This is a genomic window from Thermomonospora cellulosilytica, from assembly GCF_014138835.1.
Taxonomy (GTDB): Bacteria; Actinomycetota; Actinomycetes; order Streptosporangiales; family Streptosporangiaceae; genus Thermomonospora; species Thermomonospora amylolytica.
The window spans coordinates 6,034,903-6,048,325 of the sequence record NZ_JACJII010000001.1 but is presented as its reverse complement, the minus strand read 5'-3'; the positions used below and the strand labels follow the sequence as shown (position 1 = coordinate 6,048,325).

Here is a 13,423-nt window from a genome sequence, read left to right as displayed (position 1 = left end):
AGGGACCGATGTACCTCCAGCACGCCAAGGACGTCTGGGCCGACCATCCCGGCCTCGTCGCGGGCGCCGTGCACGCCACCGGGATCACCGCCGCCTCGGTCGACGCGCGGGTCGAGCGGTACTGCGCGATCGCCGCCGAACGGCTGGCGGCCGGACCCGAGTCGGGGTTCCCGGAGATCCAGGCGTGGCGGCGCGCGTTCGCCGGGATGGGCCTCAAGCCGACCCAGTACCGGTGCGCCTCGGAGGCGTTGCTGCGCCGCTTCCGCAAGGAGGGGAGGCTGCCGCGCATCCACCCGCTGATCGACCTGTGCAACGCCGTCTCCCTCGCCTACGCGATCCCGGTCGCCGCCCTCGATGTCGCCAGGATCACCGGCTTCCTGGAAGTGCGCCCCGCCACCGGGACGGAGACCTATCTGACGTTCTCCGGCGACACCGAGAACCCCGACCCCGGAGAGATCGCCTTCATTGACGCGGCCGGGAACGCCCACGCCCGGCGGTGGACCAACCGCCAGAGCGGCCTGTCCGCCGTACGCGAGGACACCGCGTCCGTGCTCATCGTCGCCGAGGCCCTGCACGACTCGGCCGCCACTGACGTCCCCGCCCTCACCGACGCGCTCGTCACCGAGCTCGCCGCCGTCTGGGACTGCTCGCCGCGTTCGGCGATCCTCAGCGAGAACGCGCCGCGCTTCGAGTTCCCGGCGTGACCTCCTGCGCGGGGGCGAGGGCGCCGATGAGGCCGGCCGCGTCGAGGAGCCGCAGCCGCGTGGCGTCCAGCCGCCACGGATAGAGGGCGAACACGTCCGCTCCCGTGGCGGGCTCCAGATTCCCGCGCACCAGCGCGGCGAAGCCCGCCGACCCCGCACCGGCGTCGTCCACCCTGGCGTCGGCGCCCTCCGGGAAGCCCAGCCTGGCGGCGAACGCGCGGGCGTCCTCGCCGTCGCCGCGGCGGTACCGCAGGAACGCGCCGTCGCGGCGGCGGACGGTCACCTCCTCGGCGCGTGCGGCGGCGTGCCAGCGCGCGGCGTCCCACAGCGTCGGCCGGCCCGGCGCGTCGAACACCGCGTCCAGCGCCTGCGCCATCTCGGCCAGCCCCTTGTGGTAGGCGTGGGCGTAGTGGGTCTGCCACAACGCCGACAGGTTGAGATCCGCCCACCGCAGGGTGCCGGCCTCCAGGTCCATGGTGAACGGCACCAGCACCTTCGCCGGTCCCGTCAGGTCGAACCGCTGCGTGACCGCCGCCGGGTCGAACAGCCGCCCGCCCGGGTGGCGCATCACCCCGGCGAACCCCCGCTGCAGCTTCTCGAACGGCACGTCGTTGTAGCTGAAGACGGCCACCACGGCACGCCGGACGCCCGCCTCGCGCAGCCGCTTCGGACGCAGGTCCACGAACTCCGAGGCGCCCTGCGGAGGGGGAGCGGAGGTCAGGTCGCCGGAGTGCACCGCCGCGTCGCCGGCGAACCGCAGGTCGGTGTAGTCGCAGGTGCCCAGGTACCGCCCGTGCTCGTCGTAGAAGGCGACCGACAGGTCCAGGTCCACCCGGACGCCCTCCGGCTCCATCCAGTGCAGGAAGAGGCGGAACCGGCCCCCGCCGGGCAGCGGCTGGACGCTGCCGCGCGACATCCGCAGCAGGGCCGACGAGGCGCTGCGCTGGGCGACCGGGATCGCCAGATCCGCCAGCGCCTCGTCCAGCACCGCGTGCCCGACCGGAGGCAGGGACCCGGCGCGGCGCAGCAGTTCCCCCTCGATCACCTCGGCGGCCCGCTCCCGCACCGCGTCCGGCAGCGGATCGCGGCGATCGAGCTCGTACCAGATGAGGGACTGACCGCCGCGCGGCAGGAACAGCCGGGTGCCGCCCGCCGGAATCCGCAACTGGGTGAGCGCCGACACCAGCACGGCCGGGGAGACCCGTGGCGCCGCCCGCCGGAGCCGCGCACAGACCTCCTCGGCGCCGTCCGGTCCGGCGAACCGGAGCAGGTGCACCAGCCGCCGGGCCAGCTCCCCGGGCCGTTCGGCCGCCAGCCGCAGCGCGGACGCACGGTCGCCCGCCCGCAGCGCCTCCTCCAGACGGGTGCCGAACGTGACCCGCCGCAGCCGTTCGCCGTCCACCCGCACCACGTCCGGGTGCCGGGCGGCGGTCTGCCGCAGCGCCCGTCCCAGCGAGGTGCGCTCGTACACGGGGGTCCGCCGGATCAGCGCGAACGCCAGCGCGGCGTCCGGGTGCCGCCGGTGGTGCTCGAAGGGGTGCAGCACCTCCGCCATCCGCTTCCAGCGCTGCGGATGGCGCGCCATGTCCTCGGCCAGCGCGGGGAACGGCAGCGCGTCCAGGTGCGCCAGGACCGCGCGGCGGACGGGGCGGGGCAGCGAGCGGTGCCGGGGCGGGACCAGCCGCAGCCCCGCGTCGCCGCCCGCCAGGACCGACAGGGTCCGCAGCACGTCGGTGGCCGTGTCCGTGTACCGGGCCAGCAGGTCCCGCATCGCCTCGGCGGGCGCTGCGGGCAGCAGGCAGGCGAGCACGACGGCACGGTTCTCGCGGACCGGGATCTGGTCGGGGACCGCGTCCGGCCCCAGATGCCGCACCAGGACCTCCAGGTCCGCCAGATCGCCGGCGGGCAGCGGGATCTGCCGGGTCAGCATCGCGGTCAGCAGGTCCCGCGCGGTCTCGTCGGCGTCCCCGAGCGTCAGCAGGGCGGCCGGCCCCGAGGGGGTCGCGGCCTTCTCACCGGCCTTCAGGACGGACGGGCGGGACGGGCGCAGGAACGGGTCGTCCGGGTCGATGCGCCGGTGGCAGATCGGGCATCCGCTGTAGTCCGAGCCGTCCCAGCACGCCCGGCACACCAGGTGGGCGCACGGCGAGACCGGGTGGACGGTGCCGACCCGGGCGCACAGCACGCACGGCTGCTCCGGCTCCTGGAGCAGCAGGCTGAACACGCGCAGCACGTACAGCTCGGCCGTGTCGGCGGGGACACTGCCGGGGAACCCGCGGAACAGCGGCACGTGCGGCACGCCGCCGCCCAGCTCGGCGTCCACGGCCTCCAGCAGACCGGTTCCGGCCGCGGCCAGCGCCTGCGCGGGCATGGCCGCCAGCCGCCGGCGGAGCGGGGCGCTCAGCAGGAAACCGCGGGCCAGCAGGTCGCCTTCCAGCAGGGCCACGCCCGCCTCGGCGCCGTCCCCGCGACCGGTCGCGCCCGCGAACAGTTCCGGAACGACGACACGCCGGTGCCGCAGCAGCACCCGGGCCAGAGCGGAGATGGCGACCTCCTCAACAGAGATGACGGTGCGGGGGCGGAGAGCGGGCGCGCTAGGTAGGAGAAAAGGCGAGAAGGAAGCACGCCCATGGAGCCGCCCCCGCGACACCGGACCCTAGCGGCGGGCGTACCGGATTTCAGCCGGTTTTCCCGGCTTGACCTCAAGCAAAGTTGAGGTCGAAGACTGCTTCCCGAGTGAAGGGAGCATGCGGATGAAGATCGTCGAGGCCAAGGAGTTCGGTGGCCCGGAGGTGCTGGCGGTGAGCGAGGTCCCCGATCCGGCGCCCGGTCCGGGAGAGGCGGTGGTGGGGATGGTCGCCGTGGACACCCTGTTCGTCGACACGATGATCCGCTCCGGGGCGGCTCAGGACTTCTTCGCCGTCCGGCCCCCGTACGTGCCGGGCGGCGGCGGCGCCGGGCGGGTGCTGCGGGTCGGCAAGGGCACCGACCCGCAGTGGGTGGGGCGGCGCGTCCTCACCTACACCGGTGACCTGGGCGGCCACGGCGGCTACGCCGAGCGGGTCGCGGTGCCCGCGGAGGGGCTGATCCCCGTTCCGGACGGCGTGGACCTGCGGGTCGCCGCCGCGCTGCTGCACGACGGCGTCACCGCCATGGGCGTCCTCGAGGGCGTCGCGATCAGGCCGGGGGAACGGGTGCTCATCGTGGGCGCGACCGGGGGCATGGGCGTCCTGCTCGTCCAGCTCGCCCGCGCCGCCGGAGCGCACGTCATCGCCGCCGCACGCGGGGAGCGCAAGCTCGCCCTGGCCCGTGCGCTGGGCGCGGACGAGGTCGTGGACTGCTCGGGCGACGGCTGGACGGAGGGCCTGGGCGAGGTGGACGTGGTCCTCGACGGCGTCGGCGGCGATGTCGGCCGCGCCGCGTTCGAGGTCGTGGCGCGGGGCGGCCGGTTCTCCGCCCACGGCGCCCCCGCCGGCGGCTTCGCGGCCGTGGACCCGGAGGAGGCGCGGCGGCGCGGCGTCACGATGCGCGGCATCGCCGACCTGCAGTACGGGATGGCCGAGCGCGGACGGCTGGCCGCCGCCGCGCTCGCCGAGGCCGCCGCCGGGCGGCTCCGCCCGGTCATCGGGCAGACGTTCCCGCTGGAACAGGCGGCCGAGGCGCATGCGGCGATCGAGTCCCGCCGGGTCGTCGGCAAGACCCTGCTGCGCACATGATGAGCAAATCTCGCGTCCCGCTGCGGCGATGATCAATAACCGCTATGGTTCGTTCGTCCTTTTTCAGACGAGGCGATGCCGGGCGGGGGACACGACGGGCGCCGCGTGAGCCGGGGAGCGGGATCAAGTGAACAGGCGTGTGACCGTCGCGTTGGGGACCGCCGGGGCGCTCGTGGCCGGGGGCGCGGTGTACGTGCTCGCCGTGGACTCCCCGGCGGAGTCCTCCCCGGAGCCGCGGCCGGGCCGGGTGCACACCATGGCGCTGCGGCCGATGTCCGGGCAGGGCGGCATGGGGCTGCCCGCCCGGAAGACCGAACCGTTCAGCCTGCTCGGGGTGTCCTGGGACGACGTCAAGGCCAGGGTCGACGGGCCGGTGCGGGTGCGCACCCGCAGCGCCGTCACCGGCCGCTGGTCGCCGTGGCGGCTGGTCGAGACCGGCGAGGCCGACGCCCCCGACGCGGGAGCGCCGAACGAGCGCCCGTCGCGCGGCGCCACCGAGCCGCTGTGGGTGGGACCGTCCAACGGGGTCGAGGTCACCGTGAACGGCAAGGGCGGCCCCCTGCCCAAGGGACTGCGCGTCGACCTGGTCGACCCCGGCGACGGCCGGGCGCGCAAGCCCCGCCAGACGCCCCGCGCCGCCGGGCCCGCCCCGGGCGACATGGTCCTGGCGGCGGCGACCGGCACCCCCGACCCGACCGCCTCGCCCAGCGAGAGCACCACCGCCCCCGCGGAGCCGGAGCCCACCACGACCGCCCCGGCGGAGCCGGCCTCGCCCACGCCGACCACCTCGCCGAGCGGTGAGCCCTCGACCTCGCCGAGCGCCTCGCCCACCCCGCCCCCCGCCGCCGCGGCGACGAGCACGGCACCGCGCCCGGCGATCGTCGCCCGTGCGGGATGGGGCGCCGACGAGGGCCTGGTCCGCAACCCGCCGTCCTACGCCCCGCAGCTCAAGGTGGTCTTCACCCACCACACCGCGGGCACCAACGACTACACCTGCGCCGAGTCGCCCGCCATCATCCGGTCGATCATGCTGTACCACGTCCAGACCAACGGCTGGGACGACATCGGCTACAACTTCCTCGTCGACAAGTGCGGCACGATCTACGAGGGCCGCGGGGGCGGGGCCGACCGGCCCGTGATCGGAGCGCACACCTACGGCTTCAACACCGGCTCCACCGGCGTCGCGGTGCTCGGCGACCACACCACCACCGCCCCCGCGGACGCGGCGGTCGGCGCGATCGCCAAGGTCGCCGCCTGGAAGCTCGGCCTGCACGGCGGCGACCCGGCCGGCACGGCCCAGATGACCACCACCATCGACAACGGCAAGTTCCCGGCCGGGGTCACGGTCACCTTCAACACCATCGCCGCCCACCGGGACGGCTACCAGACCGAATGCCCCGGCGACCAGCTCTACGGCAGGCTCGGCGCGATCCGCACGCAGGCCAAGGCGTGGAGCACCCCGGCCACCTCCGTCACCCTCACCTCGGTCGGGGGCGCGACCAAGGTCGGCACCACCTACTACACCAAGGGCACGGTGACGCTCGGCTGGCCGTCCGCCGCCGTCTCCAGGTACGAGGTCCTCGTCGACGACAAGGTCGTGGCCACCGCGCCGGGTTCGGCGACCTCCGCGCGGGTGACCCTGGCCGCGGGCACCCGCAAGGTCCAGGTGCGGGCGGTCAACATCAACGGCACCACCGCCACCTCGCCCGTCCACACGATGGTCTCCGACGCCACCGCGCCGGTGTTCGGCACCGCCCCCGCGCTGACGGTGCGTTCGGGCGCCTCCGTCGGCACGAACAGCACGATCCCGGTCCGGCTCGGCTGGAAGGTCACCGACAACACCCTGCTGCACTCGCTCAAGGCCACCTCGCCCACCGCGTACACGTTCGCCACCAACGCGTCCGCCTGGTGGTCCACCGCCAAGAACAACACCGCCCAGGCCTGGACGCTGGCCGCCGCGGACGCCGCCGGCAACACCAGGACCGCCTCCATCACCCGGACCGCGGTGCTCGTCCACGACACGAGCGCGTCGCGCAGCGGCACCTGGCAGACGTGGAGCGGCACCTCCAACCTCGGCGGCAAGGCGTACGCGAGCAAGACCAAGGGCGCGAGCGCCTCGTACACCTTCACCGGCCGGTCGGTCGGCCTGATCTTCCAGCGCAGGACCACGACCGGGGCGGCGCACATCTACGTCGACGGCGTCAAGGTCGCCACCGTCGACACCAGGGCGTCGTCCAACACCTACCGCCACGTCCTGTGGACCCACAACTGGAGCACCAGCGGCAAGCACACCGTCAAGATCGTGGTCGCCGGCACCTCCGGCCGCCCGACCGTGGTCACCGACGGCGCCGCCTACGTCAAGTAGCACACGCTCGCCGGGGTTACCGTGGCGCACATGGAAGTGGCGCTGGCGGTGGCCGCCGCGGTCGCGGTGACCGGGCTGGTGGGCATGGTGCCGCCGTTGCGGCGGCGCCGGCGGCGGGAGCTGGGCAGCCCGGTGGACCGGGCGACGTTCCAGACCCTGCACACGGCGTCGCTGGCGGCGCCGCCGCTGCGGGCCGGGCTGACCGAGCAGGCCGCGCAGAAGGCGGGCCGGCACCTGCGGGAGCTGCTGGGGTCGGCGGCGATCGCCATCACCGACGGGGAACGTGTGCTGACCTGGGACGGGGAGGGCGAGCACCACAGGGACGCGGCACTGGAGCACGCCGCCGGGCCGATGGCCGCCGGGCGGACCGAGGTGCTCGGGCCGGACGTGGTGGAGTGCGGGCGGCTGGACTGCGAGATCCGGCACGCGGTGGTGGTGCCGCTGACCACCGACGAGCGGGTGGTGGGGACACTGGCCGCCTACGGGTCCGACGTGTCGGCGGGGCTGGTGCGGGCCGCCGAGGAGGTCGGCCACTGGGTGGACGCCCAGCTCCAGCTCGCCGAGCTGGACCGGTCCAGGACGCTGCTGATGGAGGCCGAGGTGCGGGCGCTGCGGGCGCAGATCTCCCCGCACTTCATCTACAACTCGCTGACCACCATCGCCTCGTTCGTGCGCACCGACCCCGAGCGGGCGCGCGAGCTGCTGCTGGAGTTCGCCGACTTCACCCGGTACTCGTTCCGCCGGCACGGGGACTTCACCACGCTGGCCGAGGAGCTGCACTCCATCGACCGGTACCTGTTGCTGCAGCGCGCCAGGTTCGGGGACCGGCTGCAGGTGACGCTGCGGATCGCGCCGGAGGTGCTGCCGGTGGCGGTGCCGTTCCTGTGCCTGCAGCCGCTGGTGGAGAACGCGGTCCGGCACGGCCTGCAGGACCGGGCCGAGCCCGGCCACATCACGATCATCGCCGAGGACGCCGGGGCCGACGCGGTGATCAGCGTGGAGGACGACGGCGTCGGGATGGACCCCGACCGGCTGCGCGTCATCCTGGCGCACGGCGCGCCCGACGGGGAGTCCGGTCCGGAGGCCGCCGGGATCGGGCTCGGCAACGTCGACGAACGGCTGCGGCAGGTGTACGGCGACGAGTACGGGTTGCAGATCGAGACCGCGCCCGGGGCCGGGACGAAGGTGACGTTGCGGGTGCCCAAGTACCGTCCCGGAGTGGTGGCCGGTTGACTTTTCAAGGGCGCATTCCGGACTCTTGGGGACGACTGCGAACGTGACCCGTCCCACATGAGGAGGCCCGGTGTCCGGTCTGCGCGTCCTGGCCGTCGACGACGAGGCGCCGGCGCTCGACGACCTGGCCTTCTGGCTGCGCGCCGATCCCCGCATCGAGGAGGTCGCGCTGGCCCGCGACGGCGCCGCCGCGCTCCGGCAGGTGGACCGGGCGCTGGCCGGGCGGCGGCCGATCGACGCGGTGTTCCTGGACATCCGGATGCCTGGGCTGGACGGGGTGGTGCTGGGCCGGCTGCTGGCCCAGTTCGCCCGGCCGCCGCGGATCGTGTACGTCACCGCCTACGAGGAGCACGCGGTCGACGCGTTCGAGATCAAGGCCGCCGACTACCTGCTCAAACCGGTCCGGCCGGAACGGCTGGCCGAGGCCGTCCGCCGGGTCGCCGAGGAGGCCGGCCGGCCCGCCGAGCCCGCGGCCGCCCCGCCCGCCGACCCCGCCCCGTCGCCGGAGCTGGTGCCGGTCGAGCTGGCCGGGGTGACCCGGTTCGTGGCCGCCGCCGACGTCTGGTACGTGGAGGCGCAGGGCGACTACGCCCGGCTGCACACCCCCTCCGGCGGCCATCTGGTCCGCATCCCGCTGGCCGCGCTGGAGGAGCGCTGGCGCGCCGCCGGGTTCGTGCGCATCCACCGCAGCCATCTGGTGGCGCTGCGGCACATCGAGGAACTGCGGCTGGAGTCGGGCCGCTGCACCGTCCTGGTCGGCGGCACCGAGCTGCCGGTCAGCCGCCGGCACACCCGCGAGCTGCGCGACCTGCTCGTCCGCAACGCCAGGAAGCCGCAGTGAGCGGCCGGCCGCAGCGGGTGCTGGTCACCAGCCCGCGCACCCGGGCGGCGCGGCGGCCCCGCCGCCCGGTGACCCGGGAGATCGACGAGCAGACCGGCCTCGGCGAGGTCTACATGCGCTCGCTGATCCGCTCCCAGCTGCGGCTGGGGCTGGGCGTGTGCGCCGTGCTGGGCATAGTGGCCGGCGGGCTGCCGCTGCTGTTCGGCCTGGTCCCCGAGCTGCGCGAGATCCGCGTCGGCGGCCTGCCGCTGCCCTGGCTGCTGCTGGCCGGGCTGGTCTACCCGGCGTTCGTGCTGTGCGGCCGGTGGTACGTCCGCCAGGCCGAGCGCAACGAACGCGACTTCGCCGACCTGGTCGACCGCGACACATGAGCGGCACATGAGCGCGAGCACGCGACGAGGGAGGCCGCCGCGCCGGAAGGGCTGCGAGCCGCCGAGCGGAGCGCGGCCATGAGCACCGCGTACGGGCTGGCGGCGGTGTCGCTGGTGGTGGCGGCGACCGTGCTGATCGGGACGTTCGGGCTGCGGATCTCGCGGACCACCTCGGACTTCTACGTGGCGTCGCGGACGGTCTCGCCGCTGCGCAACGCCTCGGCGATCGGCGGGGAGTACCTGTCGGCGGCCTCGTTCCTCGGGGTGGCCGGGCTGATCCTGGCGTACGGGGCGGACATGCTGTGGCTGCCGGTCGGGTGGACCGGCGGCTACCTGGTGCTGCTGGTGCTGGTCTCGGCGCCGCTGCGCCGCTCGGGCGCGTACACGCTGCCGGACTTCGCCGAGGCGCGGCTGGAGTCGATGGCGGTGCGGCGGGTCACCAGCGTGCTCGTCGTCCTCATCGGCTGGCTGTACCTGATGCCGCAGTTGCAGAGCGCGGGGCTGGTGCTGCGGACCGCTGCGGGCACCCCGGTGTGGGTGGGCGCGGTGCTCGTCGCCGTCGTCGTGACCATCAACGTGCTGTCCGGCGGCATGCGCAGCATCACGATGGTGCAGGCGTTCCAGTACTGGCTGAAGCTCACCGCGCTGGCCGTGCCGGTGCTGTTCCTGCTGATCGCCTGGCGGTACGACGCGGCCCCCGGGCTCGGCGGCGACACCCCGCCGGTGTTCGCCGAGCGCACCACCGTGTCGGTCGGCGCGGACATCACCGTGCGGGTGGCCGTCCCGGTCACCGTCGACGTCCGCGGCCGGGTGGACGGGGCCGGGCACGCCGGGCCGCTCACCCTGACGGCGGGGGAGCACGCCATCGCCCGCGACACCGCCGTCACGTTCCCGGCGGGCGCGGCGGTGCCGCACGTGTCGGAGCTGCCGGTGCGCACCGGCACCGAGTGGTCGCAGCCGCTGGCCGGACGCGAGTACCCGATGTACGCGACGTACTCGCTGATCCTGGCCACGTTCCTGGGCACCATGGGGCTGCCGCACGTGCTGGTGCGGTTCTACACCAACCCCGACGGCCGGGCCGCGCGCCGCACGACGGTGCTGGTGCTCATCCTGCTCGGCGCGTTCTACCTGCTGCCCGCGCTGTACGGGGCGCTCGGCCGGATCTACACCCCCGAGCTGCTGATGACCGGCCGGACCGACGCGGTGGTGCTGACGCTGCCGGGGCGGCTGGTCGGCGGGACGCTCGGCGACCTGCTGAGCGCGCTGGTCACGGCGGGGGCGGTGGCGGCGTTCCTGTCCACCTCGTCGGGGCTGACGGTGTCGGTGGCCGGGGTGATCGCGCAGGACATCCTGCACGGCGGGGTGCGGTCGTTCCGGGCGGCGACGCTGCTGGCGCTGTTCGTCCCGCTGGGGCTGGCGCTGGCGGCGCGGGCGCTGGCGGTGGCGGACGTGGTGGGGCTGGCGTTCGCGCTGGCCGCCTCCACCTTCTGCCCGCTGCTGGTGCTGGGCATCTGGTGGCGGCGGCTGACCGTGGCCGGGGCGCTGGCCGGACTGGTGGCGGGCGGCGGGCTGGCGGGCACGGCCGTGGTGTGGACGATCGTCGGCGGGCCGCCCGGCGGGCCGGCCGGGGCGCTGCTGGCCCAGCCCGCCGCCTGGACGGTGCCCGCCGCGTTCGCCGTGATGATCCTGGTCTCGCTGGCCACCCCGCGCAGCGTGCCCGCCGGGGTGGCGCGCACCATGGTCCGGCTGCACGCCCCCGAGACGCTGGCCGTCGACCGGGGCGCCTGGCGGCCCAAGGGGGTGTGACCGGCCGTCAGGGGTACGGGGTCGGGCCGGGCGGCGGCAGGGTGTGATCACCCATCATGATCAATGATGCGGGCTACGCAGCCTTCAGCACCCGGGCTCGGTCGAGGAACTCCTCGACCTCCTTCACCTTGGAGTATGGCTGTAGGCGATGCACGAGGTCGGTGACGGTCGCCCTGATACGGGTCGAGGCGACCTGCCCCGCCAGGTCGAGCACTACCGCGGCGTCCGCCGCCGCTTTCGCCGGATCGGCATCCGCGCGGTGCAGATGAGAGATCGCCCGCGTGGCGTAGGAAAGAGCTCCCCGGCGAGCCCGTCCTTGCCTGCCGGCGTCTGCGATCGACTCGTCGGCGAAACGCAAGGCGTCGTTGGCCGCCTTGGCGTCCCGGAAGCACATGGCGGCTTCACCGAACAGATAGGCGACGTCGATGAACCGTGCCCATTCCGGCTCCTCGTCCCGGTTGACGCGCTGGAAGATCCGTTCGGCGTTGGCGACCGCCCTGGCCGCCTCCCGCTTCATGCCGAGAGCCGCCAGAGCCCTTCCCTCCAGGACGTACAGGTCCGCCATGCAGGCCGCCGACATCTCCGGCTTGATGCCGCGCTGACCGGTGCGGGCGAGTTGAAGGGCCTCTCGGGGGTGGCCCAACAGGTTGGCCTGGTCCGACATCCCCGCGAGCACGTGCGCGCCGAGTGCGGCGTTTCCGGATGCCTGCGCCAACGAGAGCGACTGGATCAGGTACCTCTGGGCGAGCCCGTGCTGCCCATCGTCGTACGCCATCCATCCAACGAGGTAGCACTGCTCGCTCGCCGCCTCGTAAAGGGCACGCATGATCGTTTCAGGATGCCGCTCTCTCAGCAGGGGGAGCACGTAGTCGTTCATGTAGGACAGCAGGGCCATGCGAGCGTGACCGCCGCCATGCATGACGTCCATCTGCTGGAAGAGACGGAACATCTCGCGGATGCCCTCGACCTGTTTCATGCCGACCCGGCGCGGGCCGTGGCCGTCTGTGAGTTCACCGAGGGAGGCGACGAGCCAGTCTCGCGAAGGCGCGGCGAGAGCGGAGAGCACGAAGGGGGCCTTGATGATCATGGACCGGCGTTTCATGTCGGCCTTCCCCAGTTCAAGGACTTTCACGACGGTGTGGGACGCATCAGAGGCGTAGAGCAGGGTGCGGTCGACGAGAGTTCCCTCGTCGGTCATCCCGAAGTCGGCCGGCGCCACCCGACGTCCCAGACGCTCGGACAAGGCTTCGGCGATCAGAGAAGGAACCGGAGGGCGCGGCTTCTGCCCGAGGGTGACCCATCGGTACACCGCAGAGTAGTCGTAGCCGAGGCTGTGGCCGCGAGCAGCGCCGAGCGCGTTGACCCGATGCGCCAGGCCCGCCTCGCTGTACCCTGCCTCCCTGGTGAGGGTGGCCAGTTCTTCGTTCCGTTTCGAGGACATGGAGCTCCTCTTGCTGCCGGGCGGCCCAGTAACGGCACCCTAACCATTCTGCGCTTGGACTATCGCTCCCTACGTGGTGACGCTGCACTTCACATGGTCTCGCACATGGTGACTGCCTGATTTCGGACTGCTGTCCTTGCAGTACATCCGAGAGATAAGGCAGAAGGTGGAAGATCCATGAGCTTCGGCAGACCCACCGCAACCCGCGCCGGCAACCTGGCCGACCGGCGCGGCGACTCTTCCCTTCCGGACGCCCCGGAACGGCCTGCCCGTCACTTCCAGGTGGGCGGTGACGAGCGGCGTGAGCATCTGGAGGCGCTGCGCCGGGTGGTGTGCTTCGAGACCTCGTTCATCGCCCGCTTGGTGACGTGGCTGGACGCCGACTCCATGTACCTGCGCGTGGTGAACGCGGACGCGGCCCAGCTCGCCGAGGACATCGGCTGTCGGGCTGAGGAGGACGGCGGCTACTCGTTCACCTGGTCGTGGGGCGACCCGATCGGCCCAGCCGACGACCTGAACGGTGCGGTCAGGGCGATCAGGCGCGTCCTGGCCTCGGGCTGCTGAGATGTTCGGACTCGACCTGGGCGGTTTCCTCGCCTATTCGGCGTGGCTGCTGGCCGTGGGGATCATGATGGGCCTGCTCGGCGGATGGGTGCTGGGCGTGCTGGGCCGCTCGGGTCGGCACCGTTACCGCCGCCGTCAGCGGCGCCGCTGACGGCGGCGGCCGTTCCATGGGCGCATCCGGTGGTACGGAATGAGCAAGGCCCGCTGGCAAGGACTCGGCGGTGCCCGGCTACCTGACGACGTTCACCGCCGGTACCGGATGATCGACCGTCGGGCGACAGCAACCACGACGGCATCAGCGGCGAGACCGGAACCGGCGACATCGACCTGTCACTCGTCCGCGAGTTCGTGTGACGGGGCGGCGGGCCGAGGGCTCCACCCA

The 13,423-nt window shown here is 73.6% G+C and carries 11 protein-coding genes; 9 read left to right on the top strand and 2 right to left on the bottom strand.

What is annotated here, in order from left to right:
* Nucleotides 1–8: 8 nt before the first annotated feature.
* The gene (locus HNR21_RS28505) at nt 9–704 is read left to right on the top strand and encodes a B3/B4 domain-containing protein (RefSeq protein WP_182707609.1); all 696 of its coding nucleotides are present in this window, start codon (nt 9–11) and stop codon (nt 702–704) included.
* On the opposite strand, the gene HNR21_RS28500 is transcribed toward HNR21_RS28505, so the two are convergent.
* A complete protein-coding gene (locus HNR21_RS28500) occupies nt 667–3,231 on the bottom strand; it encodes an MXAN_6230/SCO0854 family RING domain-containing protein (protein ID WP_312881369.1) in 2,565 nt (854 codons plus the stop codon). The genes HNR21_RS28505 and HNR21_RS28500 overlap by 38 nt on opposite strands.
* Nucleotides 3,232–3,457: 226 nt before the next feature.
* Here HNR21_RS28500 and HNR21_RS28495 point away from each other — a divergent pair, with 226 nt between their 5' ends.
* The 6 genes from HNR21_RS28495 to HNR21_RS28470 all read left to right on the top strand — a co-directional run bounded on the left by HNR21_RS28495 (nt 3,458) and on the right by HNR21_RS28470 (nt 11,036).
* Complete coding sequence (locus HNR21_RS28495; RefSeq protein ID WP_182707608.1) at nt 3,458–4,420, top strand: zinc-binding dehydrogenase; 963 nt, start codon at nt 3,458–3,460, stop codon at nt 4,418–4,420.
* Nucleotides 4,421–4,547: 127 nt separating this feature from the next.
* Nucleotides 4,548–6,785 carry an N-acetylmuramoyl-L-alanine amidase gene (locus HNR21_RS28490; protein WP_220500333.1) on the top strand — a complete coding sequence of 746 codons (2,238 nt, stop codon included), beginning with the start codon at nt 4,548–4,550 and terminating at the stop codon, nt 6,783–6,785.
* A 30-nt stretch (nt 6,786–6,815) separates the two neighbouring features.
* Nucleotides 6,816–8,018, top strand: a complete 1,203-nt coding sequence (locus tag HNR21_RS28485; protein ID WP_182707607.1) for a sensor histidine kinase — start codon at nt 6,816–6,818, stop codon at nt 8,016–8,018.
* A 70-nt stretch (nt 8,019–8,088) separates the two neighbouring features.
* Nucleotides 8,089–8,859 carry a LytR/AlgR family response regulator transcription factor gene (locus tag HNR21_RS28480; protein ID WP_182707606.1) on the top strand — a complete coding sequence of 257 codons (771 nt, stop codon included), beginning with the start codon at nt 8,089–8,091 and terminating at the stop codon, nt 8,857–8,859.
* Nucleotides 8,856–9,230, top strand: coding sequence for a hypothetical protein (locus HNR21_RS28475; RefSeq protein WP_182707605.1), 375 nt, complete (start codon nt 8,856–8,858; stop codon nt 9,228–9,230). The genes HNR21_RS28480 and HNR21_RS28475 overlap by 4 nt, the downstream gene beginning before the upstream one ends.
* 78 nt (nt 9,231–9,308) lie before the next feature.
* Nucleotides 9,309–11,036: a sodium/solute symporter gene (locus HNR21_RS28470; protein WP_182707604.1), complete on the top strand. Its 1,728-nt coding sequence runs from the start codon at nt 9,309–9,311 to the stop codon at nt 11,034–11,036.
* Nucleotides 11,037–11,109: 73 nt separating this feature from the next.
* Here the strand turns inward: HNR21_RS28470 and HNR21_RS28465 are convergent, their stop codons facing one another.
* Complete coding sequence (locus tag HNR21_RS28465; RefSeq protein ID WP_220500332.1) at nt 11,110–12,477, bottom strand: NsdA family TPR-like regulatory protein; 1,368 nt, start codon at nt 12,475–12,477, stop codon at nt 11,110–11,112.
* A 177-nt stretch (nt 12,478–12,654) separates the two neighbouring features.
* On the opposite strand from HNR21_RS28465, the gene HNR21_RS28460 reads away from it, so the two are divergent.
* A complete protein-coding gene (locus HNR21_RS28460; protein WP_182707603.1) occupies nt 12,655–13,041 on the top strand; it encodes a hypothetical protein in 387 nt (128 codons plus the stop codon).
* A 1-nt stretch (nt 13,042) separates the two neighbouring features.
* Complete coding sequence (locus HNR21_RS28455) at nt 13,043–13,192, top strand: hypothetical protein (protein WP_182707602.1); 150 nt, start codon at nt 13,043–13,045, stop codon at nt 13,190–13,192.
* Nucleotides 13,193–13,423: the final 231 nt, after the last annotated feature.